We start from the raw sequence: 26251 nt of genomic DNA, 5'->3' as shown, positions 1-26251 counted from the left end.
GCATGATCTCGATCAACCACCTCGGCCTGGCGTTGCCGGAAGTGCCCTTCGGCGGCATCAAGGATTCCGGCTACGGCACGGAAGGCGGTTCGGAAGCCATCGAAGCCTATCTGGAAACACGCTTCGTGACGCGCAAGAGCGTCTGAGCCGGCGGAACGCGGGCGCCCGCCCTCGGCGGCTGCCTCGCAGGCTCGCTCCTCATGTGGAAATCGACATGGCACAGGCGCGCCGCAACGCGACCGTGTTGCTGACGACCATCCAGGCGCGCCTGGAGCAGGTGCTGCCGGCCTCGAGGCTGGCAGGCTTTCCGGACTTCCGGCTCGTTCCTTAGGTGGCGCGTACACCATATCCTTCCTATTCCATCGGCGAAGTCGCAATTATATTCCTTCTTAATTGGTAGATTATGTATAATTTCAGTGGCGATTGCGATGTGGAAGGAGACCGATGTGAGCCTCGACGTCCGCCTGACCGCCAACCCGGCGGCGCGCCCGAAACACACCCACTTGATCGACCTGCCTGCCCCGGCCATTCTTCCCGGTAACCAGGCACTTTTCTTGAGTGAAGGTGTCGATGGGCTCGATGAAGGAGCGCATTTTCTCGATACCCTTACTCCCGATGAGTGGGCGAAACTGAAATCGCAAAGCCGCCAACTTTCATTTCGGACGGGTGAAGCAATCTTCAACCAGGGCGACGAGCACTGTGGCATCTTCATCATCGAAGCCGGCGACGTCAGGGTGTTCTATACCGCGCCATCGGGGCGCCAGATCACATTGGCCTATTGGACGAAGGGACATTTTATTGGCGGCCCCAAGATGACGGGGGGCGGCGTACACATCTGGTCGGGAGAGGCTCTGAGCGACTGCCGCATCCTCTTCCTGCCAGCGCCGGCGCTGAAGAAGCTGGTCGTCGAGTTACCAAACTTCGCACTCTGTCTTCTGCAGGGATTGGCCGCCAAGGGCCGGTGCTATTCGGCCATGGCGCAGATGCTGGGTACCCGCTCGGTCATCGAGCGCCTCGCCCAGTTCCTGATCAATCTCGGTGACCTGCATGGTGTCAGGGACGGCCAGGCCATCATCATCAACGCAAAGGTCACCCATGACCAGATCGCGGCCATGGTCGGCTCGACCCGCCAATGGGTGACGATGATGATGAAGCGATTCCAGAAGGACGGGCTCCTCACCGTGACGCCGCGCCACATTCGCATCGAGCGCCCGCATGACTTGATGGAGATGGTTTCCAAGCGCGGTGCCTGAGGCCGCGCTCCGGCCAGCTCAACCAATCCGGGTCAGCGCCCAGCGCACCGTTTTTCGCACATCCGGATCCGCATCGGAGGCACAGGCCATCAGTGGCTCGCGCGCCGACGGATCGGCAATCTCGCCGAGCGCCGCCGCCGCCTCCTTGCGAAGCGACGGCAGGTCACTCGCAAGCTGCGCCGCTATGTCGGCGACAGCCGATTGCGCCTTCAGGCTCCCGAGCGCGCCCAGGCACTTCTGGCGGACCTGCCAAAATTCGTCCGCCAATCCGGCAACGAGACTACCGACGGAAAATGCGTGGCCGATCCTCCCGAGCGATTGCGCCGCGGCCGCCCTCACCTGCCAGACATCGTCCCGCAGCGCCGCAGCAACTGCGGTCGCCGCCGCCACCTGTTTTGTGAACGACAAGGCATTGACCGCCTCAGCACGGACAGATGCGTCGGCGTCGCGCGTAGCTGCGATCAAGGACGGCAGTGTTTCTTCGAGCTTGAGATAGGCGATCACCCCCAACGCCTCGGCCCTCACCTGAGCGCTCTCGTCCGAAATCGCATTGAGCGCAGGCCCGAGCGCTGCGCGTGAGCGTAGTCCCTTCATTCCGCGAAACCCGGATGCGCGCACAAAAGGGTCAGGATGGGTCGGCAACGAAAGGAGTGCGGGAACAGCCGCCGGGTCCTTCAACTCGGCAAGGCTGTCCGCCGCAGCGGAAGCCACCGATCTATCCAGATCAATCAGTAGTTTCGCCAGCCCGCCGGCCGCATCGATGGTGTCGAAATCGCCAAGCGCGATCGCCACCTGTAACCGCACGGCAGCATCGCTGTCGTCAACCATCGCCAACAGATGCCGGAGCGTATCCAGCGACGCCGTCTCGCTCAGATCGATGACAGCGAGGCGCCGCACGGCGGGATCCGCATCAGCAAGGCGACCAGCAATTTCATCGGCATCGCCGAAGTCCTCGAATGGATCGAAGCTTGCCATGTCAGCGCAACAGGTAGGGGATGTTGACGGTAACGGCGCCCGTCGGACAGTCCGTCTCGCACGGCATGCAGTACCAGCATTCATCGAACTTCATGTAGGCCTTGCCGGTAAGGTCGCTGATGCGCAACACATCGAGCGGGCAAACATCGACGCAGACGGTGCAGCCCTTGTCGGCGATACATTTCGCTTCGTCGACAACGACGGGAACGGCGGTGGGGGAAAGAGCAAGTGGCATGGCTCTCCTCGATCAGGCTTGGTTGGAAACGCGCAGACGCTCATAGGCCGTCCGCTCTTCGGTCTCGATGGGAACGATGTAGGGCTGGATGGCGCGCTTCTCCGAGCTCATGCGGCCATTCACCTTGCGAAGCAGCGCATGGCAGAACCAGTTCTCGTCGTCCCTTTCAGGATGATCGACCCGGTTGTGGTAAAGGCCCCAGCGGCTTTCTGTGCGATAGAGCGATGCGTGGGCGGCCATGTCTGCGCAATCCAGGATGGACGACACTTCGAGCGACCGCATAAGCTCATGCGCGTTGCGCGCAACGAGGGACGTTTCGAGATCGTCTCTGGCCTCGGCCAATCGTTGCTGGCCGATCTGCATGCGAGCCGTCACCTTGGGCGGCTGCAGATAATCGTTGACCAGACGTCTCACCTTGTATTCGAGCTGGTTGGGAGGAATTCCGTCCTCGCGGCGCGTCGGCGCGAGAACCCGCTCGCGCTCGATCCGCACGAAATCCGGATCGTAAGCTGGAAGGTCCGTTTCCAGCGCCACCTCCGCCGCATGTTCTCCCGCCACAGCCCCGTTCGTAAAGGCTCCGAGCATATAGTTGTGCGGCACGCTTGCCATGTCTCCCGCAGCGTAGAGACCGGGCACCGTCGTGCGCGCATAATCGTCGACGAAGACGCCCGATGCGCTGTGGCCGGAACAGAAACCGATCTCGGAAATATGCATTTCGATCATCCTGTCGCGGTAATCGGTGCCCCGCGCCGCATGAAACCGCCCGCGCGAAGGACGTTCTACGCGATGCAGGATATCCGCGATCTCACCGACGGTATCTGGGTGAAGATGGTTGAGCTTCAGGAAGACCGGCCCCTTCCCCGATTGCAGTTCGTTATAAAACTCCTGCATCATCTGGCCGGACCAGTAGTCGCTTTCGATAAAGCGCTTGCCTTCGCTGTTGGCGGTATAGGCACCGAACGGGCCGGCGACATAGGCGCAGGCAGGGCCGTTGTAGTCCTTGATGAGCGGGTTGATCTGATAGCACTCCAGATTGGCGAGCGCTGCCCCGGCATGATAGGCCATGGCGTAACCATCCCCGGAGTTTGTGGGGTTCTCGTAGGTGCCGAACAGATAGCCCGAATGCGGCAATCCGAGTCTGCCGGCCGCTCCCATGCATAAGATCACGGTCTTTGCCCTCAGCACGAGGAATTCCGCCGTTCGGGTGTTGACCGCAACGGCGCCTGCTACGCGACCATCCTTCGCCGTCAACAGGCGGGTGGCCATGAAGCGGTTGGAAATCAGGATTCGCTCGCGTTTCAGCTGGCGATAGAGCGCCTTCTTGACCGTTTCGCCATTCGGCATCGGCAACACATAGGTGCCGAGATGATGGACTTTCTTCAGGTCGTAGTCGCCGTTGGCATTCCTCTGGAAGCGGATGCCGAAGCGATCCAATTCCTGGATGATGTCATAACAGCGTGATGCGTATTTGAAGACCGGTGCCTGGTCGACGATGCCGTCATTGGCGATCGTGATTTCTTTCGTGTACTGCTCCGGCGTCGCATAGCCAGGCACGACGGCGTTGTTCAGGCCGTCCATGCCCATCGAGATCGCGCCGGATCGTTTCACATTGGCTTTTTCCAGCAACACGACGTTGAGCGCCGGGTTCTTCTGCTTGGCTTTCAGCGCCGCCATCGGGCCGGCGGTTCCGCCGCCGATCACCAGCACATCGCAGGCAACTTCCGAAAGGCCGTCGATAAAATCGTCCATGGTTCTTCCTCAAAACACAGCGTCGGCGATCGCTCGCAGGTACGGCCAGGGGTAAATGCCGCGATCATGGCCATCAGAAAAAACCAGCCGGATCGCGTAGGTGCCGATTGGCTCGGCACCGCTGAGAGTGACGGTTTCATAAGAACCGGCGCGCCCTTCGAGATCCGCCCGCACCTGGCTGGCTGCGCGGCTGCGCGCCCTCAGCACGGTCGCCGGGATGTGAGAAACAGCGCCATCGTCCCACGTAACGGCGAGACTGCTGCGCGCGGCATTGACCTTGAGACTGACAGCGATCATGAGCACTCCTTGATGGTTGGCCATTCTAGGAAGGGGTCAGCCCGGCACACGCAATAAATTGCCTTGGCAGCTCATATTCAGGGAGCAATCTCCGGCGCCTCCGGCTGGGAGATTGGGGCAAGAAATCATCCGCGTTCGCCGCCGCACTTAAGACAACGGAGCGCACGACAGGGCACGGCGCGAGCATGCCTGCCGCCCGATCTCTGCAAACCTGAATTCCGGTCGGAAATCCGGCTACACCGCCTCAAGAATCCGGCGCTGCAGATCGACCGCACGCGGATCTGCAAGCTCCCTTCGGGGACGTTCGAGATCGATGTCGATATCAAGCGCGATCGCCCCTTCCCGCAGAACCACCACGCGGTCGGCAAGCGCCACAGCCTCGGCGACATCGTGGGTGATCAGTACGGTGGTAAAGCCCCGACCCGACCAAATCCGCTCGAGCAGGCGATGCATTTCGATCCGCGTGAGCGCATCCAGCGCACCGAAGGGTTCGTCGAGCAACAAGATCTGGGGGGCACTGACAAGCGCGCGGGCGAGTGCCACGCGCTGGCGCTGGCCGCCGGAAAGCACGCTCGGCCAATCGTCTTCGCGTCCCTCCAGGCCGACATCCGCGAGCGTTCGACGCGCCGTGTCCTGCCAGTTCGGACCGCGGGCAATTCCGACATTTTCGATGACCCGTTGCCACGGCACCAGACGTGCCTCCTGGAAAAGCAGGCACACGGAAGGGAGGGTGCGATCGACTTCCCGCCCGCCGATACTGACGCGGCCACTCGTTGCCGTCTCCAGTCCAGCGATCAGCCGCAACAGGGTCGACTTGCCGCCACCCGACCTTCCCACAACGGCAAGAAACTGGCCCCCCGAGATTTCCAGGTTGAAGCTGCCGAGCACATTGAGCTTGCCGAAGGATTTCACGACCCGCGACAGCGAAATCGAAAGGCCGCCGTCGTTTTGCGCAACATGCGCCGAAACCGCGCTCATGCTTCGCCCCCCGCCTTAGCCCGGTAGGCCGGATGCCAGACGAGCACACGTCTTTCGATTGCACGCGTCACCACGTCGGCGAACTTGCCGAGAAGGGCGTAGACGATGATGCCGAGCAGGACGATGTCGGTCTGGAGGAATTCCCGCGCGTTCATCGTCATGTAGCCAATGCCATTCGTGGACGAAATCGTCTCAGCGACGATCAGCGTCAGCCACATGAAGCCGAGCGCGTAGCGCAAGCCGACCAGAATGGAGGGCAGTGCTCCGGGAAGAATGATGCGGCGGATCAGCGCCTTGCGGTCAAGCCCGTAGACCGACGCCATTTCCACGATCTGCGGATCGATGGTTCTGACGCCATGGAAGGTGTTGATGTAGATCGGAAAGAAGACACCGATCGAAACCAGGAAGATTTTGGCTGTTTCATCTATTCCGAACCAGAGGATCACCAGCGGGATCAGCGCGAGATGCGGGATGTTTCGCACCATCTGGACGGTGCTGTCGAACAGCGTCTCGGCAGGTTTCCAGAGACCGGTAACGACGCCCGCGACGAAGCCGAGCCCGCCACCGATCGCAAGGCCGATAAAGGCCCGCCGGGTGGAGGCGAGCGTATGGAAGAGGAGCGACCCGTCCAGTAGCGACCGCCAGAAGGCGGCCGCAATCGTTGTCGGCGCTGGCATCAGGCGCGCGGTCACGAGACCCGTTCGGGCGGCGATTTCCCAAACGACAAGAAGCACGAGCGGGAGAGCCCATGGCGCCAGTCCGCTCCACAGGCTCTTCAGATTGGGCTTACGGGTTTCGCCGGTAGCGATACCGGCTACCGACAGGTCCACCATCACGCACCGCCCTTGCGCACGGCGTTCGCAATCGAGATCTTGTTTGGAATGAGGCCGAGGTCGAAGAACGTATCGGCGATGGCTTGCTGCTGCTTGACGATGCTGTCGTCGAGAGCCTTGACCCCGTAGGATTGCCGCGCCAGCGCAACGGCCAGCACATCGGCAGGAATGCCGACAGACGGCGCCAGTTCAGCGGCAGCCGCCGCCGGATTTGCCTTCGCCCATTCGTCGATCTCGGCGACCGCCGCAATCACCGTGTCGACTGCTTCGGGATGGCTGTCCACGAAGGGCTTTGCGCCGAGATAGAACTGGTGGTTCGGCACGATGCCTTCGCCGTTACGCAGTTCGCGCGCCTCGATGGCGAGCTCTGCTGCCGCCTGGAAGGGATCCCAGATCACCCAGGCGTCGACGGCGCCCTGTTCAAAGGCAGCGCGCGCATCGGCCGGCGGAAGGAAAGAGGTCTTGATGTCGCTATATTTGAGGCCAGCCTCCTCAAGCGCCTTTACCAAGAGGAAGTGAACGTTCGAACCCTTGTTGAGAGCAACGGTCTTGCCCTTGAGATCTGCGACGCTTTGAATGGGGCTCCCCTTCGGAACGAGGATGGCCTCGCCGCGGGGCGCCGGCGGCTCATGGGCGACGTAGACGAGGGGGGCACCGGCTGCCTGCGCGAAGATCGGCGGCGTCTCGCCGGTCGTCCCGAAATCAACTGCGCCGACGTTCAGCGCCTCAAGAAGCTGCGGACCTGCCGGAAACTCCGCCCAAGTTACCGTGTAGCCGATCTGCTCGAGCTTTTTCTCCAGCAGACCCTTTCCCTTGAGCAGCACGAGTGTGCCGTATTTCTGGTAGCCAATGCGGATCACTTTGTCGGAGGCCGTGGCGGGCGTGACCTCAAGAAGCGGTACCGCAAAGGCGGCCGCAAGCGCTATCGAGAAAAGGCGTCTGGAAATCATCATGACGTTCTCCTGTGCGAAAGGTGTATATTAGCACACATAATCTATAGATTTCACATCTATTCTAGAACGCCGATTCCAAGCTTGGGTGAGTGCATAGTTTTTTCTCCTATCTCCGGGGCTTCTTGCATCGAACGGTTCGCGCTTGGGCGTCCGCCGGCCGGAACCAGGCCGGCGTCACGCTTTCGCTGAAACGGAGATGATGCCGCGGATGGCTTACGAATGCTCGCCGCGAGAATTTAGAGAAACCAGACACGGCGATATGGGATAGCCATTGTCCGAAGACATTCGTTCTGTCTTCAAACCTCAATGGCGCTTACGAAGGCGGCGGTGACCCGGGCATGCGAAGTGACATTCTTCAGGTCGGCCATTCTAGTCGATACATTAAGCGGTCATTTTGGCCCGGAACGTAAACATCCGCAGGACAGCCAAACGCAGGGCTTGTGAAGAAGGCGCGCCTTGGGCCCGAAACGGTCGGCAGAGACCAAATTGGCCTCTGCCCGAAAGCAGACGCCGCATCAACAGGGCTGGACGGTTTGACGGCGCCAGAAGTGAACATCAGGCGAGTTGTGACTGTTCGACTCTCCCTCCGTGCGATTGATGACTTGCCCCCAATGGGTATAGTGGACCGTTCCGATCAACACTCTGCTGTACAAGTGCCGTCTGCCGGCGTGGCTACTGTTCCTATATTGGGGGACGAAATGTCCAACAATGAAGTGCTGACGAGCGAGAATGTTCCCTCCCTAGAGGTGCGGTATACCGGGGAGCTTGATCTGCTGGCGACCATTCCTGGCCATATGTGGTCGACCGACCCGTCCGGTCATTTCACCTATCGCAATCGCAGCATGGAAACCTTTTTTGGAGCTGGTTTCCCGAGAGACCTAGAGGACTGGCTGGAACGTGTGCACAAGGACGACCAGCGCCGTGTTGCCGAAGCCTGGCAGACAAGCATTGCCACTGGCCAACTACTCGAGACTGCGCACCGCCTCTGCGGCGTTGATGACAAGTACCGTTGGTTTCGCGTGTCCGGACGACCACTAAGGGACGTCTCTGGACATGTCATCGCCTGGCACGGCCAGACGATCGACATCGAGGAGGAAAAACAGGACGCGGTGAATTTGCGATCCCGCTCAATTGAGTTGTCCCTCTTGGTCAATTTAGTTCCGAGCCACGTTTGGCTGCTGGGACCCGAGGGCACGACGACCATGATCAACAAGCACATGGCAGACTTCCTGGGCCTCGACCTGTCCAATGCCGGAGATGTTGAAGCCGTAATGGACACGATTTTTCATCCCGATGACGCCGAGTCTGTTCGCCGCGAGCTCGGCCGTTGCCTGGCGACGGGTGACAGCTTTTCAATGAGCTACAGACTTCTGCGGGCAGATGGCACGTTTCGATGGATGTTGGGACGAGTCGAACCAATACGGGACAAGGACGGAAACATCGTACAGTGGTTCGGCCTCTGCCACGACGTAGAGGACCAGGTCCAAGCAGCAGCAGCGCTGCGCCGTTCTGCTGAACAGCTTGCTCACGCCGCTCGAGCGGCCAACCTGTCCCAGCTCGCCGCTTCAATCGCACACGAGATCAACCAACCGCTTACCGCGGTAGTGACGGATTCCGATGTGTGTGTTCGATGGCTGTCTGCAGATCCTCCAAACGTCGAGCGTGGCAAGCATGCGGCCGAAAAGGTAACGCAAGATGCACTCGCGGCTTTGAATATAGTCGGCCGTATTCGCGCTTTGTTCAGGAAGCAACCGCAAGCGCGGACGGTGGAAGACGTAAACCGCCTCGTGCACGAAGTGGTGGACCTCATGTCCGACGAGATCTCAGCGAACACGACTAGGGTCGAAATGAACCTGGGCGTTCATCTTCCCGCGGTTCCGCTGGATCGTGTGCAGGTGCAGCAGGTTCTCGTAAATCTTATCCGGAATGGGATCCAAGCAATGGACAGCACCAACCCATTTCGTACCTTGAAGATCAAATCAAGCAGTGATCCAGGCAATGTAGTCTGTATTGCCGTAGAGGATGCAGGAACCGGCTTTGCACATCCCGATCGTGTGTTTGAACCCTTCTTTACAACGAAGAGCAACGGCATGGGGATGGGACTTCCGATTTGTCGTTCGATAGTCGAAGCCCATGGAGGACGTCTCTGGGTGGAGAACAACCCAAGTGGTGGAGCCACGGTTTCCTTCACGCTGCCAGCCTCGGAAACCGCTAGCTAGCTGTAATTCTTCTTGTCGCGGGCGTCTCCTGGGAAGGGGTTAGCCAGCGCTCGAACCTGATCTTGGCCCCCACCCGCTTGGCGGCGCTCGCCATCCAACTCCATTGCACGGTCAACTGCGTCGAGCAGATCCTGAATTGCAAACGGCTTCATGATGAAATCGATGGCACCTGCCTTGAGCGCCGTCACACTGGACGGGACGTCTGCGTGCCCTGAGATGAAAATTACGGGCATATTGTTGCCAAGAGAAGCCAATCGGCGTTGCACATCGAGACCAGTCTCATGAGGCATCTGAAGATCCACGACGACGCAACCGGCACTGTCTGCATCAACGGTTTCAAAGAATTCCGTTCCGCTCGCAAAAGCCGCCGCCCTTACGTTAGTCACGGCAAAAAGCTCGAGCAGGGCATTCCGCACGCTCGCTGCGTCATCGATTACGTAGACCGTCGGTTCGATACCAGGTTTCATATCTGTGTTCGAGTTCAACACGTCTGCCTCCGCCCATTGACCGGTGGATGTACCTCCGATGCGATCTTCCCGTCGCTGCAAGGGGTGAGGATTCCCATTTCGATGGCAGAATTTACGAGCCTTGAAACGAGGTGGCCCAAGGTGCCTGAAGCGGCCGCGACGGGTTGCATACGGCGCTCCACATCGAACGACGTGACACTGGCTGACTGCCAGTTTTCGCCACCTGTAAAGTAGCTGTGCAGCATTGGCTGCAAGCGATCCATGGCATTGGCAAACAGGGATTCAGGCGAAACCTTCGCCTCGAATTCGTCCCAGAGCGACCGAAATTCCAACGCCTGATCTTGGGGCAACAACTCGAAGATTCGTTTGGCAGCTCTGGTTTCCCGTTCGATCTGGCTTGTCCCAGCAACCTTGTCGAAGGCAAAGGTATCGCCGGCGTCGATCTCGACAATATCGTGGATGAGCAGCATCTTGATGACGCGTGGTAGATCGATACTCCGGTCGGAATACTCGGATAGCACCATTGCCATCAGCGCCACCTGCCACGTGTGTTCCGCGTCGTTCTCGACGCGCGAGCGATCCAGCAAGGGAGTTCTGCGCAAAACGTTCTTGAGCTTTTCGACTTCGAGAATGAAGGCTAGTTGCTCCGCCAAGCGACGATCACCTGCAAAGTCCTCGATAGATCCTGCCGTCATTTGACTGGCCACGGTCATCCTCCTGGTTAAACCGCCCGAATAAGCTCGGTCACGGTGGCGTACGGTGGCTGGTTCAGACGCTCCTCCGAGCTATTCGCGAGGAGCGAAGCAAAGTGCTCCTTGATCTCAACTGACGTCTGCGTCCTCGTCATCGCGACGTGCTCCGGGCTGGCCCCTGTTCCCTGGACGGAGAAGTACGTCAGATCGTGAAGGCCGATGGTGCCAAGGATCGTCATCAGATAGGGAGTGAGGAAATCTGGTTGGCGGGCCTGTTCCCCAGAGAACCGTCCGCCGGAGGCCACGGCCATGTATACAGGACGATCACTGAGCATGCCGACCTTACCACCTGCGCCGATTGTGAAGGTTCTGCGAGCCCGAACGACATGATCGAGCCATGCCTTCAGCGAGGCTGGAACAGTAAGGTTGTGCATCGGCGTGCTAATGACCAGGCAATCCGCGCCTTCAAGCTCTCGGACCAGCAGCTCCGACACCGCCATGGTTCCCTCCCGGGAGACGTCCTGCCGAGATGACTGAGAGAGGGCGTAGTCGTTGTCGATGTGCTGAAGGGAGCCATCTCCAAGGACACGTTCGATCACGCTTGCGCCGGCCAAGCTTGCCTGCAAGGCCATTATGATTTCCTGAGAGAGCCGGTAGCTCTCGGCGGCCTTGCCTCGCGGGCTGCAGCTCACATGTAAAATCGTCTTCATCGCTCGTCCCTGGAGTTGGCCACGCCAACGGTTTGACGCAGGATTCTGGCCGTGGTTTACCGCCGACGTGGCTCATTACACAGATCCAAGAATGGTGTTTGCGTGTGGGCCATAGTAGGGTTCGCGTACGCAACACGGACGAGGGATATGGAGATGGCCGATATTCGGAAAAGCTATATCTCGCCGCCGGATCCGAACGCCGACAAACCTTATTATTGGCAAATATACGACCGGTTCCTGAATGCGTTCTCGGAGGGCGTCCTCAAGCCCGGGGATCGGATACCCGCCGCCCGCGCCCTGGCGAAGGAACTGGGACTGGCAAGAGGCACGGTAGAATCGGCCTACTCCTTGTTGGCGGCTGAAGGATACATCCTGCCCCGCGGCCAGGCAGGGACCATCGTTTCTCCGGATATCAAGCCACAGCGGACCAGGCCACCTCCAGCTCGAAGCTTTGACCCGCTCCTCGCTCCAATAACCTATCGGCCCGACACCGTTCTGCCTTTTCAAATGGGGCTTCCAGCCTTGGATGCCTTTCCCCGAAAGATATGGGCGAGATTGGGCGCACGCCTGGCTCGCGCCATGCAGCCAGAAGACATGGTCCATCCAGATGTCCGTGGCCTATCCACCCTGCGCACCCAACTTGCCGCGTATTTGCAGGTTTCGCGCGGGATCGACTGCTCTCCCGAGCAGGTCTTCGTCACCGGTGGATACAGGCATTCGATCGAGCTTGTGTCCCACTCTCTGTTGAACGCCGGGGACAACGTATGGCTTGAGAGCCCTGGTTATCCTCCGACCAGACGAATCCTCGAGCACATGAAAATCGCTCCGGTTCCGGTCGCCGTCGATGGGGACGGAATGATAGTTCAAAATGGTATCAAAGCTGCTCCACGGGCGCGTGCGGCAGTCGTCACCCCCGCACACCAGAGCCCCCTCTCGATGTCGCTGTCGCTTCCCAGGCGCCTCGCGCTGCTGAACTGGGCATCGGAAACCAAGGCTTGGATCGTCGAGGACGACTATGACGGCGAGTACCGTTATGTCAGCCGTCCGCTTCCTGCTCTAAAGAGCCTCGATAGGGATGGGCGGGTCGTTTACACAGGGACTTTCAGCAAGGTCCTGTTCCCGGCGATTAGGCTCTCCTACCTCGTAGTGCCGGAGGCCCAGGTCGAAACATTCGAACGCGTCGCAGGTGACCTTTCCGGCGGAAGCCCTTGGTTCACTCAAGCCATTGTTTCGGACTTCATGAAGGAGGGCCATTTCGCGCGACACATTCAGCGCATGCGGCGGCTGTATTCGGAGCGCCGGGAGGCGACTATAGCCGGACTCGAGCTTGCACTCGGCGAGAGAAAGGTGCGGATCGATCCGCAACCCGGAGGCATGCACCTGATCCTGCGTGTACCGGATGTACCCGACCACGAGCTCGTCTCACGAATGCGGGCTGATGGACTCTATGCGGAAGCGCTGTCGGACTGGACGTTCGAGGGAAATCGGATGTCAGCCATTCTTGTCAACTTTACCAATGTAACGTCGCGGTCGATGGCGGAAGAACTTGGTATCCGGATCAGCAAGCTTTTGGATGCCTGACTTATGGTCTAGGTCGCAACACCATTCTTGGACCTTCTAGTCTGGGCCAACAAGCGCGACCTTCCGCTTCATCAAGAAATGGAAGGATCGTTGGTTATGAGCAATCGTATCAAGTATGCAGAGGTTTCACCGGAGGGTTACAAAGCGTTCGGCGGAGTCTACATGACACTGCAGAAGGGCAGTTTGCCGAAGGGCCTTGTCGATCTCGTCAATCTCCGTGTGTCTCAGATTAATGGCTGCGCCTATTGCATCGATATGCACACGCGCGACCTGATCAAGGAAGGCGTCGAAGTCGAGAAGCTCGCTCTTGTCGGGGTATGGCGAGATGCGGGAACGCTTTTCACAAACCGTGAGCGCGCAGCCCTCGCCTGGGCGGAGACCGTTACCCGCATTTGCGAAACGGGTGCCCCTGACGCCGAATATGCGGCTGCGGCCAGCGCATTCAACGACAAGGAACTTGCGGATCTCACCTACGCGATCGGCTTGATGAACGCCTTCAATCGATTTGGCGTGTCGTTCCGCTCCACGCCCTTGGCTGCGACCAAGGCCGCTTAACAAGGATTCTGCGGGTGCTGGAAAGGGCGTCCCCCTTGTCAGCGCCCGCCGCGCTTTGTCGCCCTTCCAAAGGACATCATTATGGCATGGAGCATGCTCGTCCTCGCAGGCGCTCTCGAGATCGTCTTCGCGGTCGCAATGAAATCTTCCGATGGCTTCACTCGAGCCCTCCCAGCACTTGTGACCATCGCGAGCGGCCTGTCCAGCGTCGTGCTGTTGTCGCTCTCTCTGCGTTCACTGCCGGTGGGGACAGGCTACGCAGTCTGGACAGGTATCGGAGCTGCAGGAACCGCGATCGTTGGAATGATTGCTTTCGGTGATCCGGTCGGGTTGGCACGATTGCTCTGCATCGGCCTCATCCTTTCAGGCGTCATCGGACTGAAAATTGTGAGTTGAACCTCTCGCTTCCGGCAATGTCGGCGCGTGGTCCAATCGCGGTCATCCGCGATGCGCTCGGCTACGGCACGCGGGAATTCGGAAATGTGTTCATCAAGGCTGACAGCCACCTCCCCGTCGCTGGCTCGACCAAGGCCCGCGGCGGCGTCTACGAAGTGTTCCTGTTGGCGGAGACCCTGGCGCGCGAAAACGTCGACCAGGCCGTCTATTGCAGCCCCACATCCCGTCAGAGCTGATCAATTCAGCGTTTCGAGGACCTGGCGATGCAAGACTTCGTTGGCGGCTGCAAGGCAGAGATTTCCGGAGGTCAGCGTGAGCGGCCGACCCTGCCAGTCCGTGATACAGCCGCCCGCGCCCATCACCACCGGGACAAGGGCGCAATAATCGTAGGGGTCGAGCCCTCCGTCGATGCTGATGTCGATGCTACCGTCCGCGACACGGCCATAGGCCATGCAGCTCCCACCATAGACGCACCATCGCGTAGATTGGCGCAGGCGCTCAACGCTATCCTTCTCGCTTTGCCGGAACGGTTCCGGGTTGCCGTTGGCCATGAACGCTTCCGATAGGAGAGAAGTCGGTGCGGTCCGGACGGCAACACCGTTGAGGGTCGTCGCGCGCCCTGACAGTCCCAGCCAGCGGTCGCCGGTGACAGGATTGTCGATCAGTCCAAGGACCGGCGTCCCGCCATGTGTCAATGAAATCAACGTGCCATAGACCGCAAGTCCGCCGACGAAAGCCTTGGTGCCGTCAATAGGATCGATGACCCAGACGAATTCTTGCCCCAAACCCTCGGCGCCAAATTCCTCCCCGAGCACTCCATGGTCGGGAAAGCGGTCGGCGATGCGTTCGCGGAGCGACTGCTCCACTGCCCGGTCAGTTTCCGTCACAGGGCTCGAATCCGATTTCGCAACGGGTCGGCGCGGGCCAGCCGCAGCAGTGCGCACGATCTGCCGCGCAACATCGGCAATCTCGTTGGCGAAGCTGGAAAAAAGGTGGAGCGGTTGGTCAAGCATGGGCGGGTACCCTCCTCAGATTGTTTTGTGCCTCTACGGCCGGGCGCATGTGGCGGGAGAGTCGAGCCTCGATCGCCCTCACCAGCCGCGAGAGCATCCAGGCGACGCAGAGATAGATGAGCGCAGCGGAGACAAAGACTTCGTAGGGAGCATAGGTCCGGGCGACGATCGTATTTGCCGTGCCTGTGAGCTCCATAATCGTGATTGTGCTGGCGAGGGAGGTCGCCTTCATCATGCTGATCATTTCGTTGCCATAGGCCGGCATGCCGATCCGCAGCGCCTGGGGAAGAATGACGAACCGGTAGATCAGCAAGGGGCGCATGCCCAAGGCGACGGCCGCCTCCTTCTGACCGGCCGGGATTGCGAGAATGGCGCCGCGCAGGATGTTCGCGGTGTAGGCTGCGGTATGGAGCGCGAGCGTCAGCAGCGCGCAGAACCAGGCTTCGCGCAGGACTGGCCAGAAGATGCTGCTGCGAACGATCTGAAACTGCGACAATCCGTAGTAGACCAGGAAAACCTGCACCAGCAGCGGCGTTCCACGGAAGAAGGTGATGTAGCCCATCACCGGGAGCCGGGACATCGGGCGGCCATTGGCGGCGACGATGCCAAGCGGCAAGGCGAGCAGACCTCCACAAACAAGGGTCAAAACGAGCAATTGCACCGTGGCGAGCACACCGTAGAGCAGCGCCGGAATGCTCTCCAACATCAGCGACCAGTTCATGCTGCGGACCTCCCTTCGCCGCGCATCAAGCGGCCTTCGAACCAGGCGATGAGGCGCGTATTTGCCAATGTCAGAGCCAGATAGATCAGGGCGGCAGTCATATAGAAGGTGAAGGGCTGGCGGGTGACCGAGGTGGCCATTTGCGATAGGCCCATCAGTTCATGCAAACCGACGATCGAGATCAGCGAGGTATCCTTGATCAGCGAAATCCAGTTGTTGCCGAGACCTGGCAATGCAAAGCGCATGAGTAGCGGCAGACGGATCTTGACGAACATGACGAACCACCCGAGGCCAAGCGAATGCCCCGCCTCGATTACGCCGGTCGGAACGGATTGCCACGCACCGCGCAGGACTTCGGCGGCATAGCCACCGAAGACGAGGCTGAGCGCGAAGACGCCAGCCTGGAGAGGCGGCACCTCGACGAAGCCGAAATCCGCAACGAAGAGGTTGACCGCTTTCGTCAGCGCCACCGTCCCGCCGAAGTACACGATCAGGATGACCAGCAGTTCGGGGGTTCCTCGCATCACAAGGCTGAAGCCACGGCCAAGGGAGGCCACAGTCCGGTTCGGTGACATCTGTGCCAACGCGCCCAGCATGCCCCAACACAGGCCGACGAGCAGCGAGAGCACTGCCACTTTCATGGTCAAAAGGGTGCCGTGAGCGATCTCGTCGCCCCATCCTTGCAACAGGTCCATGGTCGTCTCCATAGAAAGACGGAGCCGTCAAACGGCCCCGTCCGGTTGTCGTGGCGGATTACCTTGCGGAGACCGGAAGGACGCTGAACGACCAGTACTTGTCGTTGATCGCCTTGAAGTTGCCATCCTTGAACATGGCGGTCAGCGCACCGTCGACCTTCTTCAGAAGATCTTCGTCGGCCTTGCGGATGCCGATACCGATACCGGGGCCGAAGTAGGATACATCGTCGATTTCGGGGCCGACGAAACCGTAGTCCTTGCCTTCCGGCTTGCTGAGGAAATCGTTGTCGAGCTTGATCGGACCAGCAAAAATGAGATCGACTCGACCTGCCTGAAGATCGAGGATCATGTTATCGACCTTGTCATATTCGGACACGGTCGCCTGCGGATACTTCTCTGCGATATACTTCGCATAGGTCGATGAGCGCTGGAGGCCGATGGTCTTACCGGCAACGCCTTCCGGGTTCGGCTCTCCCCCATCCGTCACCGGCTTGGCATCCGAGGTGTTGAGTCCGACGAACCGGGCGGCCGACGAGCGGTAGGGAACGGAGAAGTTGATGCTCTGCAGTCGCTCCTCGGTGATGGACATCGATGCGGAGATCAGGTCGTACTTGCCGGCGAGCAGGCCAGGGATCATGCCATCCCAGGCCTGGCAGATGATTTCGACCTCGCTGCCAATCTGCTTGCCGACGGCAAGCGCGACATCGACGTCGAAGCCTTTGATTTCACCGTTGGCGTCCTGATATCCGAACGGGGGATAGGTGCAGTCGCTTGCCACTTTCAGCGTGGCGGCCTGCGACGACGTTGCGCCGAGCAGAAGGCCGGCGAAGGCGAATGCGATGATCTTTTTCATGAGACCTTCCTTGTCATAAGGCTGCGGTTTTTGGGCATGGGAACATGGGCAGCTGCCTCAAGCGGGCGGCTGCAAATGAGGTGTCGCGAGCGGCGACCAGTGTTCAAGGCCAGCAGCACATAGCTGCTCCGGGATGCTGGTGAGCGCGACTATCTGGTCATGTCTTTGGATCGGACTTGCATTCTGGCCTCCCTCCAGAACCTACCTTCTGGAACAAAGGATGGCTCGGAAGCAGAGCAAGCTAAAGTACCAATTCATATAAACTCATGGTACCGGATTGCGTTTCAGGAGGACTTGTCGGCTCGGTCCAGAAACCGCCTTGTGACAAGCTCCATCCGCTGGACCGCCCCGCCCAACCGCTCGGGGGAGAGGTTGCCAAATCCTGCGACAAGACCAAAGAGATCTTTCCGATCAACGCAATAGGAAGAAAGCGGTGGCGTATCGACCCATGCTCCGCGCAAGAGCCGTGAAAGCTCGACATCGTCCAAGGGCTCACGTGCGGTAAGCGTCAAATGAAGCCCGGCGTCCAGTGTCGGCACGTCAAAAATGTCACCGAGCTTCTCTCTTAGGGCCGTCATCATTGCGATGGCGCGATCCCTGTAGACGGCGCGGGTACGCCGGATATGAGACGCGAGTTCTCCGCTCGCCATGAAATCCGCGACCGTGTGCTGGTGGGTAAGCGGGGCATAACAGGAAAGACTGTCCTGCACCGCCGTGAAGGCGGGGATCAACTCGCGCGGTACGACGAGGTAAGCAAGCCGCAGGCCTGGGGCAAGCACGCGATTGAAGGAGCTGACATGGATGACCCGTTCGCCGCCCTTGCGCGCGGCGAGCGGCACGAGCGGCGTACCGCGCCATCGGATCTCGCTGTTGAAGTCGTCCTCGAATATCCAGCGCTCCGACGTATTGGCCCAGACGAGAAGCCGTTCAATCGCCGATTCCGACATGGTTGCACCCGCGGGAAACTGACCGACCGGCGAAACCAAGATCATCCGGGCATCCGGGCATCCGCGGCACGATGCACGATGTCGTCAACGTTCAGTCCGTCACGAGAAACGGGCACGGGTGTGAGCCGAAGCCCAGCCGAACGCAGGGTGGACAACAGCGTCGCGTAGGCCGGATCCTCCACGCCGACGACGTCACCGGCGTCGAGAAGAACATGCGCGACGAGATTGGCTGCCTGGAGCGTGCTTCCTACGACGATAATCTGGTCAGCCTCGCATCGGATACCGCGCGCCTCGCTGAGATAGATGGCAAGTTGTTGGCGAAGCGCCGCCAGACCGCCGCCTTCGCCATAGCCGAGATCAGAAACCGCGAAGCGTCGCCAATAGTTGGCGGCAATCTTTCCGAACTGCTTATAGGGAAAGATGTCCAGCGCCGGCATGCCAGGACTGAGATCAAACTTGTCCTGGCGCGACCAGCTCCAATGCCGCACCGAGGCCTCCCTTCCCCGCGCCGACAGCGCAACAGGTAAACTCGAAGGCAGCTGGTCCCTGTCTCCTCCTGACCGAACCGAATCTTCAGGAAGGCTCTCTTCCACGTAGAAGCCGGAACTCGGACGACGCTTTATGTACCCCTCGGCCGCCAGGCGATCATAAGCCAGGTTGACCGTGTTTCTCGAAATCCCGAGATCGGTCGCCATCGACCGGCTGGCCGGCAAACGCGCGCCGCGCGCGAGTTGTCCGTTGACGATCAGCCGGCGCAGTTGGATGAACAATTGCTCCTGCAACGTCGGTCCACCGGACTTTTCTCGAACGACCATCGTCCAAACGGGATAGTTGAACTTTTTCACTGGGGCCATTCGAGAAATCCATGTCCGGAGCCGCGCACAATACCCCGTCGGGCGGCATTTCGATCTACGAGACGACGTTGCGGACGAACCGGACGATCTCCTTTCCGACGTTGCAGTACGAATAGTCCTGGGCAGTGCTGTAGGTGACAAACTCGCCCGCGCCATAATCCTGCGCCTCGCCCGATCGAACCAAACGCAGCACCCCTTCGACGACGAAAAGCATCTCGTGCCATCCTTCAGGGTCTGGCTCTGCCACGTAGCTTTCGCCCGGGCCGAGGCTCCATAGCCACATCTGCGTTTCCCGCGAAGCAGGCGCCGAGCCTAGCAGCATGGCGGAACTTGCTGGTTGACTGCCGCGCCAGGTGATCTCGTTAATCTCCGTGCGCGTCTCTCGTGACGGATCGCGCACCAGTTCTACGAAGTCCACGCCCATCGCTGTTGCCAATTTATCGAGGCTGGAAAGGCTGATGTTTGCGTCGCCAGCCTCGACCGCCACGATCATCCGCCGGCTGATACCGGAGGCATCTGCCAATGCTGTCTGGCTCAAACCGGACGCGAGCCTCAATCGGCGGAGGTTTCCGGAAACGTGGGCCAATACATCGGCCCGGTCTTGACTGTGCAATATATTGCTCATATGGTCCTTCTAGACTACCGGCTTTCACAGCTCAACACATTTCTGTGCGTCTTGCCCTGCATGGGGAGCCAAGGCTTTGGCGTCCATGCAGCGTGACTTCGCACGCCTTTTTGGGATCGTCACAATGCAGAAATTGGTTGTACTCAACGACGAAGATATCACTCGACTGTTGCCCCGCACAGATGTGCGCGCAGCCCTGGAGCGCATGTTCATCGCACTTGCCGATGGACAGGCTGTGCAACCGCCACAGACGTTGAGCCTGTTCCCGGCCGGGGGCGGTGACTTCATCACCTATCCGGGGGTTCTCGGCAGCGATGGTGTCTTTGGCACCAAGCTGTCCCCCTATATTCCAGGCGCCAATGGGCCGACGGTTACCGCCTGGACACTCCTGATGTCCATGGAGACTGGTAAGCCGCTGCTCCTGTGTGATGCCAAACGCCTGACGACCGAAAGAACGGCGGCGACCACCGCGATTGCAGCCGATCTGCTGGCTTCGAAGGAGGCAAAGATCCTGACGATCATCGGCACGGGCGAAATCGGGCTCGCACATCTTCGGCATGCTGCATCGATCCGTCCGTGGCAGGAAATTCGTCTGTGCTCTCCGGATGTTGCCACCCGGCACGGTCTTCCGGTGCAGCTCGAATCTGGCTGCCCGGTGACGACATCCACCTATACCGATACGGCCGCGGCCGGCGCCGACGTCGTTATGCTATGCACCTCATCCGGCACCCCGGTCATCGACGCGTCGAAAATCGGCGCGGGCGTACTCGTCACATCCATCAGCACCAACGTCGCCAACGCCCACGAGATTGCCCCCGACACGCTCAATCGGTTCGAGGTCTATTGCGACTATCGGGCCACCACGCCGGCTGCAGCAGGTGAAATGAAACTTGCCGCAGAAAATGGCCACTGGAGCACAGATCGCCTTGTTGGCGACCTGCCCGAACTGTTGTCGGGCAGAGCACCCGCCCGGGACACTGACCGGCCCGCATTCTTCCGTTCGATCGGGCTCGGGCTCGAAGACATCGCAACCGCCAGCGCGCTGCTTTCCGCAGCGCGGGCCTAACCAATTTCAAGACAGGACAGGAGATAGGCAATGAAGATTCGTGATTTCGGCGTCGAGATCTGGATGAACCGCTACGAAAACATATGCGACTGGAACATCGCCGAGACCTGCGTCGAGTCGCTGACAGTCGCCGAACTACTGGAGATGGCCGGCAAGACCGACACCATCCTCTCCGAGCTTCTGCCCATGAAGCTGACCTACGGAGCCATCGAAGGCAGCGAACGACTCCGCAAGCTGGTTGCCGGCCTTTATGAAAAGCAAGGTGCAGAAAATGTCGTGATCACGCACGGCGCCATCGGCGCGAATGCCCTGGTACACGCAACCCTTGTCGAGCCGGGTGACCGAGTGATCTCGGTCCTGCCGACCTACCAGCAGCACTATTCGATCCCGGAAAGCTACGGCGCCGACGTACAGATCCTCAAGCTCACGGAAAAGACCGGCTTCCTGCCAGACCTGGACGAACTGAAGCGCCTTGCAACACCGGGCACGAAGCTCATCGCCATCAACAATCCGAACAATCCGACGGGCTCGCTGATGGATCGCGCCTATCTGGAGAAGATCGTCGAGATCGCCCGCGCCTGCGGCGCATGGATCCTGTGTGACGAGGTCTATCGCGGTACGGACCAGGAAGGCGACGGCATGACCGCCTCGATCGCCGACCTCTATGAAAAGGGCATCAGCACCGCGAGCATGTCCAAAACCTTCGCGCTTGCTGGCCTGCGCCTCGGATGGATCGTCGCTCCCGTGGAATTGATCCACGCGGTCTCCGTCCATCGCGACTACAACACGATCAGCGTCGGCATGCTGGACGATCATTTCGCTGCCATCGCGCTTGAGAACCGTGACAAGATTCTTGCGCGCAGCCATTCGATCACCCGCACCAACCTCGCCGTGCTCTCCGACTGGGTCGAAAACGAGCCGCTGATCTCGTGGATCAAACCGAAGTCGGGCACGACAGCACTTCTCAAGTACGATCTGCCCATTTCCTCGCAAGAATTCTGCATCCAGCTTCTGGAACGTACCGGCGTCATGCTGACGCCTGGTAGCGCGATGGACATGGAGGGTTATGTCCGGATCGGCTTCACCAACAACGGCACCACCCTTCAGGAAGGCCTGAAGCGCATGTCTGAGTTCCTGAAGGGCTATCAGACCGCGGCCGCGTGACCAGTGCCCGGAAAATGCAATGTCTCATAACGAAAAGGGAGTGAACATGAAGAGATTGCTTGCCGTGATGACACTTTCGCTGGCAGCGAGTGTCGCCAGCGCAGAAGAGCTGCGGGTCGGCACGAGCGCAGACTATCCGCCGTGGGAATCCGTCGATGCCGGCGGCGAGATCGTCGGTTTCGACCGCGAGATCGGCAACGAAATCTGCAAGCGCATCGAGGCGAATTGCACATGGCAGAACCAGGCCTATGACGGGCTGCTGCCCGGCCTGCAGGTCGGTAAGTTCAACCTGGTTATCTCGGGCGTTTCAATCAACGAGGAACGGGCGCAGAAGGTCGACTTTTCCGTCGCCTACGCGGACGCCCCGAACGCGATTGTCGTTGCCGCCGGCAGCGTGGTTGCCGAGGCGAAATCCGCCAAAGATCTGCAGGACAGGCTTGCGAAGGTCGCGATCGGCGTACAGACCGGAACGACCCACGAGCAGGTGGTTCGCGCCCATTTCCCGGATGCGGACGTGCGCGTCTATGACCGGCCGGACCAGATTGCCGACGACGTTGTCGCCGGACGTATCGATGCCGGCCTGATGGAGCGATCCGCGCTCGAGCCGCTTGTGAAGGATCGTGGCGCCGACAAGCTGGTCTATGCCGGCCCGCTCCTGACCAGCGCGGATTTCCCTGAATTCGGCAAGGGACAGGGCGTAGCCATCGCCAAGGGCAACACGGAACTCACCGCCAAGGTCGACAAGGCCGTGGTGGAGATGCTCGCGGACGGCACAATCAAGACGATCTCCGAAAAGTGGTTCGGCTACGACATTTCCAAGAAATGACGAACGTGAACCACGCGAGGGGGCGAGCAAGCCCGCCTCCTCGCGAGAGGAATTGGACGATGACACTTCCAGACCATATCAAGATCGAAGCGAGGCGAGACCTGACCGACCTCGTCGCGATCCCCTCCGTCAGCGCCCGTGTTGAAGGCCTCGATGCGTGCGCCGACAAGGTTGCCGCCCTCCTCGCCGACGCCGGCTTCCAAACTGCGATCGAGCCAGGGGACGTCGGTTCGTTCGTAACCGGAGAAATCGGTGAAGGCCCCTTCACGCTGGTGATCTACAACCACTACGACGTTCAGCCTGAAGAGCCCGTCGATCTTTGGACTGCGCCGCCCTTCAGCCTCACTGAGCGCGACGGCACGCTCTTCGGCCGCGGCGCGGCAGATGACAAGGGCGAATTCGTCAGCCGCCTTGCCGGATGGCGCCTATTCCGGGAAAGACACGCTGGGCCCTTACCCTTCCGCCTGATCTGGATTGTCGAGGGCGAGGAGGAAATCGGCAGTCCGTCGCTCGTACGCTTCCTTGAGAAACGTTATCCGGATCTTCGAGCTGACCTCTGCTGGTGGGAATTCGGGGAGATCGATTCACGCGGCCGACCGGTGATCCTCATGGGCTTCAAAGGGGTTCTGGCGATCGAGCTGAGCGTGCGGACCGCACGCGCGGATCTTCATTCCAGCCTCGGCGCCATATTCGATAATCCCCTATGGCGGCTGGCCTCCGCTGTCGCTTCCATGCGCGATGCAGCCGGCCGTGTCCTGATCGAAGGCTTCTACGAAAACACCGAGACCGATCGAGCGGCTATAGAGCTTGCCGCCTCGCCTCCGTTTCCGCTGGAAGACTTGATGGCGGCAACCGGGGCGCAAAGGCTTCTTGGCGCCGTGACACCGTCCAACTTCTACGAACACCTCAACTTCGAACCATGCCTCAACGTCAACGGCATCCATGGCGGATACGATGGAGCTGGTACGAAGACGGTTCTGCCCGCGACCGCGACCGCCAAGCTCGATTTTCGTCTCGTCCCTGGACAGGACCCCAAAGCTGTCGCTGAACTGGTACGGCTGCACCTGGACGACAACGGCTTTGACGATATCGAACTCATCGTCCACGACGCCGAGGTCTTGGGTGTTCGCAGCGATCCGTCGCATTGGGCCGTGAAGCTCGGGGCGGACCTGCTGGAAAAGTGGTTCGGCCAGCCTGCCATCCTGCAGCCGAGTTCGGCAGCCTCGGGTCTAGCCCACCCCTTCGCACATCAGCTCGGCGCCACGCTTTTCGGTGCGGGCATCACGCACCATGGCGCAATGTTGCACTCTCCCGATGAGAACATCCTCATCGACCAGTTCCACCAAATGATCGGCTTCTCCGCAGACTTCTTCGCCGCGCTCGCCAGCCAGTGCGGATCGGCGGCAGACGTCGGTTCCCAGCAACGCGAGACCGGGTCATGATCGAAGCGGTTATCCAGTATTCCCCCCAGCTCCTGCAGGGCTTCGTCGTCACCCTCTCCGTCGCCGTCGGAAGCTTTGTCCTTGGACTGATCTTTTCGGTCGTGCTTGCACCGGCCGCGGTCTACGGACCCGCCCCGGTTCGCAAGGTCATCGCCGGCTACGTCAGCCTCATTCGCGGTCTGCCGGAACTGCTGGTCATCTTCCTGATCTTCTACGGCGGCACGGTTCTATTGACCGGTCTTTTCGGCGGCTATGTCGAAGTGGATGCTCTTACCGCCGGCATCGCCGCGCTGACTGTGGTCTCGACCGCCTATCTGACGGAGATCGTCCGCGGCGCACTGGTCGGGGTGTCCTCCGGTCAATGGGAGGCGGCACTCGCTCTTGGCCTTCGCCGGCCTGGAGCATTCCGGCTGGTCGTCCTGCCACAGATGATGGTCCGGGCCCTGCCGGGCCTCGGCAATCAGTGGCTCGTGATCCTGAAGGAAAGCGCCCTGGTCTCGATCATCGGGCTTGAGGAATTGATGCGCAAATCCGTTGTCGCGGCCGGCGCCACCCACAAGCCCCTCGCCTTCTACCTTACGGCTGCGGCGCTCTATGTGCTGGTGACCGGCGTCTCGACGCTGTTCATCAATGCCTACAACCAGCGCCTGACCACTCATCTGCGGTAGTCCCATGTCATTGGATCTTTTTCTTCCCGCTTTCATCGCCATCAAGAACGGCTTCGTTCTGACACTGATCATCACGCTGGCGAGCTTCCTCTTGGGACAGGTGGTCGCGCTGCCGGTCGCCCTGGCTCTGTCCTCTCCCTCACGGTGCTTGCGGCTTCCGGCGTCTGCCTACACGTTCTTCATCCGTGGCAGCCCACTTCTCGTGCAGCTCTTCATTGTCTACTACGGCCTTGGGCAGCTAGAGGCCGTTCGCGAAAGCGTCCTCTGGCCCATCCTCCGCAGCCCGGTTTACTGCGCCGTCCTGACGATCGCTCTCAACTCGGCCGCCTATTCGGCTGAGGTCCTCGCCGGTGCAATCCGGCAGGTGCCCAAAGGGCAGTGGGAAGCCGGGAAAGCTCTCGGATTGGCAAAATACGTCCTGTTGATCAAGGTAGTCCTGCCGCAAATCTACCGCGCCGCCTTGCCAAGCATCGGCAACGAACTGATCCTCGTCATGAAGGGTTCGACCCTCGCGAGCGCGGTCACGGTCATGGAAATGACCGGTGCAGCCCGCGTGTTCGTCGCCAAGACCTATGCACCATTCGAAACGTTCTTGATGGCGGGTGCCATCTATCTCTTGATCGGCGCCGCCTTCGGGCGGGTCTTCAAGGGGCTCGAAACGAGGTTCGCCATCCCGGGCCGATAAGCCAACACCATCGACCGTTCGCGAGAACCGCAAGCGGAGGAGGTCTTCCGCGCGGCCCAGCCAAGCACACTTCTGGAGGAGAGAAAATGTCAAAATCAGCAGTCAAGATCGCCGGCATGAACAAGTGGTACGGCGCTTTCCATGTCTTGAAGGACATCGACCTCGATGTTCAGCAGGGCGAGCGCATCGTCATTGCCGGCCCGTCGGGCTCCGGCAAGTCGACAATGATCCGTTGCATCAACCGCCTTGAAGAGCACCAGAAGGGCAAGATCGTCGTCGACGGCATCGAGCTCACCAACGACCTCAAAAAGATCGACGAAGTGCGCCGCGAAGTCGGCATGGTCTTCCAGCACTTCAACCTCTTCCCGCATCTGACGATCCTGGAAAACTGCACGCTTGCGCCGATCTGGGTTCGCAAGATGCCGAAGAAGCAGGCTGAAGAAATCGCGATGCACTTCCTGAAGCGCGTCAAGATTCCGGAACAGGCAAACAAGTATCCGGGCCAGCTTTCGGGCGGTCAGCAGCAGCGCGTGGCAATCGCCCGCTCGCTGTGCATGAAGCCGAAGATCCTCTTGTTCGATGAGCCGACCTCGGCACTCGACCCGGAAATGGTCAAGGAAGTGCTCGACACCATGGTGTCGCTCGCCGAAGAAGGCATGACCATGCTGTGCGTGACCCACGAAATGGGCTTCGCCCGTCAGGTCGCCAACCGCGTGATCTTCATGGACCAGGGCCAGATCGTCGAGCAGAACTCGCCGGCCGAGTTCTTCGACAATCCGCAGCACGAGCGCACCAAGCT

General features: G+C 60.1%; 30 protein-coding genes and 1 pseudogene. 14 read left to right on the top strand and 17 right to left on the bottom strand.

The features are described from left to right. Positions 1-146: aldehyde dehydrogenase family protein (locus VGO04_RS21320; RefSeq protein ID WP_244497304.1), on the top strand; the 146-nt coding region annotated here is incomplete at its 5' end. A gap of 357 nt (positions 147-503) precedes the next feature. Then, positions 504-1253, top strand: coding sequence for a Crp/Fnr family transcriptional regulator (locus VGO04_RS21315; protein ID WP_327497949.1), 750 nt, complete (start codon positions 504-506; stop codon positions 1251-1253). Between the two features lie 18 nt (positions 1254-1271). On the opposite strand, the gene VGO04_RS21310 is transcribed toward VGO04_RS21315, so the two are convergent. From VGO04_RS21310 to VGO04_RS21280, 7 genes are all read right to left on the bottom strand, one after another. Further along, positions 1272-2228, bottom strand: a complete 957-nt coding sequence (locus tag VGO04_RS21310; protein ID WP_327497948.1) for a HEAT repeat domain-containing protein — start codon at positions 2226-2228, stop codon at positions 1272-1274. Position 2229: 1 nt separating this feature from the next. Then, a complete protein-coding gene (locus tag VGO04_RS21305) occupies positions 2230-2463 on the bottom strand; it encodes a ferredoxin family protein (protein ID WP_327497947.1) in 234 nt (77 codons plus the stop codon). Positions 2464-2475: 12 nt separating this feature from the next. Further along, complete coding sequence (locus VGO04_RS21300; RefSeq protein ID WP_327497946.1) at positions 2476-4212, bottom strand: fumarate reductase/succinate dehydrogenase flavoprotein subunit; 1737 nt, start codon at positions 4210-4212, stop codon at positions 2476-2478. A gap of 9 nt (positions 4213-4221) precedes the next feature. Then, entirely contained in the window at positions 4222-4509 is a 288-nt protein-coding gene (locus tag VGO04_RS21295; protein ID WP_327497945.1) for a DUF971 domain-containing protein, read from the bottom strand. A gap of 234 nt (positions 4510-4743) precedes the next feature. Then, entirely contained in the window at positions 4744-5487 is a 744-nt protein-coding gene (locus tag VGO04_RS21290; protein WP_327497944.1) for an ABC transporter ATP-binding protein, read from the bottom strand. Continuing rightward, positions 5484-6320, bottom strand: a complete 837-nt coding sequence (locus VGO04_RS21285) for an ABC transporter permease subunit (RefSeq protein WP_327497943.1) — start codon at positions 6318-6320, stop codon at positions 5484-5486. The genes VGO04_RS21290 and VGO04_RS21285 overlap by 4 nt, the downstream gene beginning before the upstream one ends. Beyond that, complete coding sequence (locus VGO04_RS21280) at positions 6320-7273, bottom strand: sulfonate ABC transporter substrate-binding protein (protein ID WP_327497942.1); 954 nt, start codon at positions 7271-7273, stop codon at positions 6320-6322. The genes VGO04_RS21285 and VGO04_RS21280 overlap by 1 nt, the downstream gene beginning before the upstream one ends. 698 nt (positions 7274-7971) lie before the next feature. Here VGO04_RS21280 and VGO04_RS21275 point away from each other — a divergent pair. After that, positions 7972-9492, top strand: a complete 1521-nt coding sequence (locus tag VGO04_RS21275; protein ID WP_327497941.1) for a PAS domain-containing sensor histidine kinase — start codon at positions 7972-7974, stop codon at positions 9490-9492. On the opposite strand, the gene VGO04_RS21270 is transcribed toward VGO04_RS21275, so the two are convergent. From VGO04_RS21270 to VGO04_RS21260, 3 genes are read right to left on the bottom strand one after another with little or no spacing between them, the layout of a single operon-like run. After that, a complete protein-coding gene (locus VGO04_RS21270; RefSeq protein ID WP_327497940.1) occupies positions 9489-9980 on the bottom strand; it encodes a response regulator transcription factor in 492 nt (163 codons plus the stop codon). The genes VGO04_RS21275 and VGO04_RS21270 overlap by 4 nt on opposite strands. Further along, a complete protein-coding gene (locus VGO04_RS21265) occupies positions 9974-10666 on the bottom strand; it encodes an HD domain-containing protein (RefSeq protein ID WP_414650578.1) in 693 nt (230 codons plus the stop codon). Before VGO04_RS21265 ends, VGO04_RS21270 begins: the two co-directional genes overlap by 7 nt. A 14-nt stretch (positions 10667-10680) precedes the next feature. Then, a complete protein-coding gene (locus tag VGO04_RS21260) occupies positions 10681-11361 on the bottom strand; it encodes an FMN-dependent NADH-azoreductase (RefSeq protein ID WP_327497938.1) in 681 nt (226 codons plus the stop codon). A gap of 153 nt (positions 11362-11514) precedes the next feature. On the opposite strand from VGO04_RS21260, the gene VGO04_RS21255 reads away from it, so the two are divergent. From VGO04_RS21255 to VGO04_RS21240, 4 genes and pseudogenes are all read left to right on the top strand, one after another. Continuing rightward, positions 11515-12942 carry a PLP-dependent aminotransferase family protein gene (locus VGO04_RS21255; protein ID WP_327497937.1) on the top strand — a complete coding sequence of 476 codons (1428 nt, stop codon included), beginning with the start codon at positions 11515-11517 and terminating at the stop codon, positions 12940-12942. A 96-nt stretch (positions 12943-13038) separates the two neighbouring features. Beyond that, positions 13039-13497: a carboxymuconolactone decarboxylase family protein gene (locus tag VGO04_RS21250; RefSeq protein ID WP_327497936.1), complete on the top strand. Its 459-nt coding sequence runs from the start codon at positions 13039-13041 to the stop codon at positions 13495-13497. An 81-nt stretch (positions 13498-13578) separates the two neighbouring features. Next, complete coding sequence (locus VGO04_RS21245) at positions 13579-13893, top strand: multidrug efflux SMR transporter (RefSeq protein WP_327497935.1); 315 nt, start codon at positions 13579-13581, stop codon at positions 13891-13893. Between the two features lie 44 nt (positions 13894-13937). Beyond that, positions 13938-14081, top strand: a pseudogene (locus tag VGO04_RS21240) (D-serine ammonia-lyase); the annotation flags it as partial. 48 nt (positions 14082-14129) lie between these two features. On the opposite strand, the gene hisN reads toward VGO04_RS21240, so the two are convergent. The 7 genes from hisN to VGO04_RS21205 all read right to left on the bottom strand — a co-directional run bounded on the left by hisN (position 14130) and on the right by VGO04_RS21205 (position 19601). Continuing rightward, positions 14130-14906, bottom strand: a complete 777-nt coding sequence (gene hisN, locus VGO04_RS21235) for a histidinol-phosphatase (protein WP_327497934.1) — start codon at positions 14904-14906, stop codon at positions 14130-14132. Next, complete coding sequence (locus VGO04_RS21230) at positions 14899-15627, bottom strand: ABC transporter permease (protein WP_327497933.1); 729 nt, start codon at positions 15625-15627, stop codon at positions 14899-14901. Before VGO04_RS21230 ends, hisN begins: the two co-directional genes overlap by 8 nt. Further along, on the bottom strand, positions 15624-16322 hold the full coding sequence (locus VGO04_RS21225) for an ABC transporter permease subunit (protein ID WP_327497932.1): 699 nt from the start codon (positions 16320-16322) through the stop codon (positions 15624-15626). The genes VGO04_RS21230 and VGO04_RS21225 overlap by 4 nt, the downstream gene beginning before the upstream one ends. 58 nt (positions 16323-16380) lie before the next feature. Then, the gene (locus VGO04_RS21220; protein ID WP_327497931.1) at positions 16381-17175 is read right to left on the bottom strand and encodes a transporter substrate-binding domain-containing protein; all 795 of its coding nucleotides are present in this window, start codon (positions 17173-17175) and stop codon (positions 16381-16383) included. A gap of 284 nt (positions 17176-17459) precedes the next feature. After that, on the bottom strand, positions 17460-18167 hold the full coding sequence (locus tag VGO04_RS21215) for a PLP-dependent aminotransferase family protein (RefSeq protein WP_327497930.1): 708 nt from the start codon (positions 18165-18167) through the stop codon (positions 17460-17462). Next, positions 18164-18976: a PLP-dependent aminotransferase family protein gene (locus VGO04_RS21210; protein WP_327497929.1), complete on the bottom strand. Its 813-nt coding sequence runs from the start codon at positions 18974-18976 to the stop codon at positions 18164-18166. Before VGO04_RS21210 ends, VGO04_RS21215 begins: the two co-directional genes overlap by 4 nt. 55 nt (positions 18977-19031) lie before the next feature. Continuing rightward, positions 19032-19601, bottom strand: coding sequence for an XRE family transcriptional regulator (locus VGO04_RS21205; protein ID WP_327497928.1), 570 nt, complete (start codon positions 19599-19601; stop codon positions 19032-19034). A 124-nt stretch (positions 19602-19725) separates the two neighbouring features. Between VGO04_RS21205 and VGO04_RS21200 the strand changes: the two genes are divergently transcribed. From VGO04_RS21200 to VGO04_RS21170, 7 genes are all read left to right on the top strand, one after another. Next, entirely contained in the window at positions 19726-20667 is a 942-nt protein-coding gene (locus tag VGO04_RS21200; RefSeq protein WP_327497927.1) for an ornithine cyclodeaminase family protein, read from the top strand. Positions 20668-20697: 30 nt separating this feature from the next. Next, complete coding sequence (locus VGO04_RS21195; protein WP_327497926.1) at positions 20698-21831, top strand: aminotransferase; 1134 nt, start codon at positions 20698-20700, stop codon at positions 21829-21831. Between the two features lie 46 nt (positions 21832-21877). Further along, positions 21878-22657, top strand: coding sequence for a transporter substrate-binding domain-containing protein (locus VGO04_RS21190; RefSeq protein WP_327497925.1), 780 nt, complete (start codon positions 21878-21880; stop codon positions 22655-22657). A gap of 59 nt (positions 22658-22716) precedes the next feature. Then, entirely contained in the window at positions 22717-24099 is a 1383-nt protein-coding gene (locus VGO04_RS21185) for a M20/M25/M40 family metallo-hydrolase (protein ID WP_327497924.1), read from the top strand. Then, entirely contained in the window at positions 24096-24767 is a 672-nt protein-coding gene (locus VGO04_RS21180; protein WP_327497923.1) for an ABC transporter permease subunit, read from the top strand. Before VGO04_RS21185 ends, VGO04_RS21180 begins: the two co-directional genes overlap by 4 nt. Before the next feature lie 4 nt (positions 24768-24771). Next, positions 24772-25452, top strand: a complete 681-nt coding sequence (locus VGO04_RS21175; protein WP_327497922.1) for an ABC transporter permease subunit — start codon at positions 24772-24774, stop codon at positions 25450-25452. A gap of 86 nt (positions 25453-25538) precedes the next feature. Then, on the top strand, positions 25539-26251 hold a 713-nt coding region (locus VGO04_RS21170; RefSeq protein ID WP_327497921.1), incomplete at its 3' end, for an amino acid ABC transporter ATP-binding protein.

This window comes from Ensifer sp., assembly GCF_035999185.1.
GTDB lineage: Bacteria > Pseudomonadota > Alphaproteobacteria > Rhizobiales > Rhizobiaceae > Ensifer.
The sequence above is the reverse complement of the archived record's forward strand: the minus strand, read 5'-3'. Positions and strand labels throughout refer to the sequence as shown.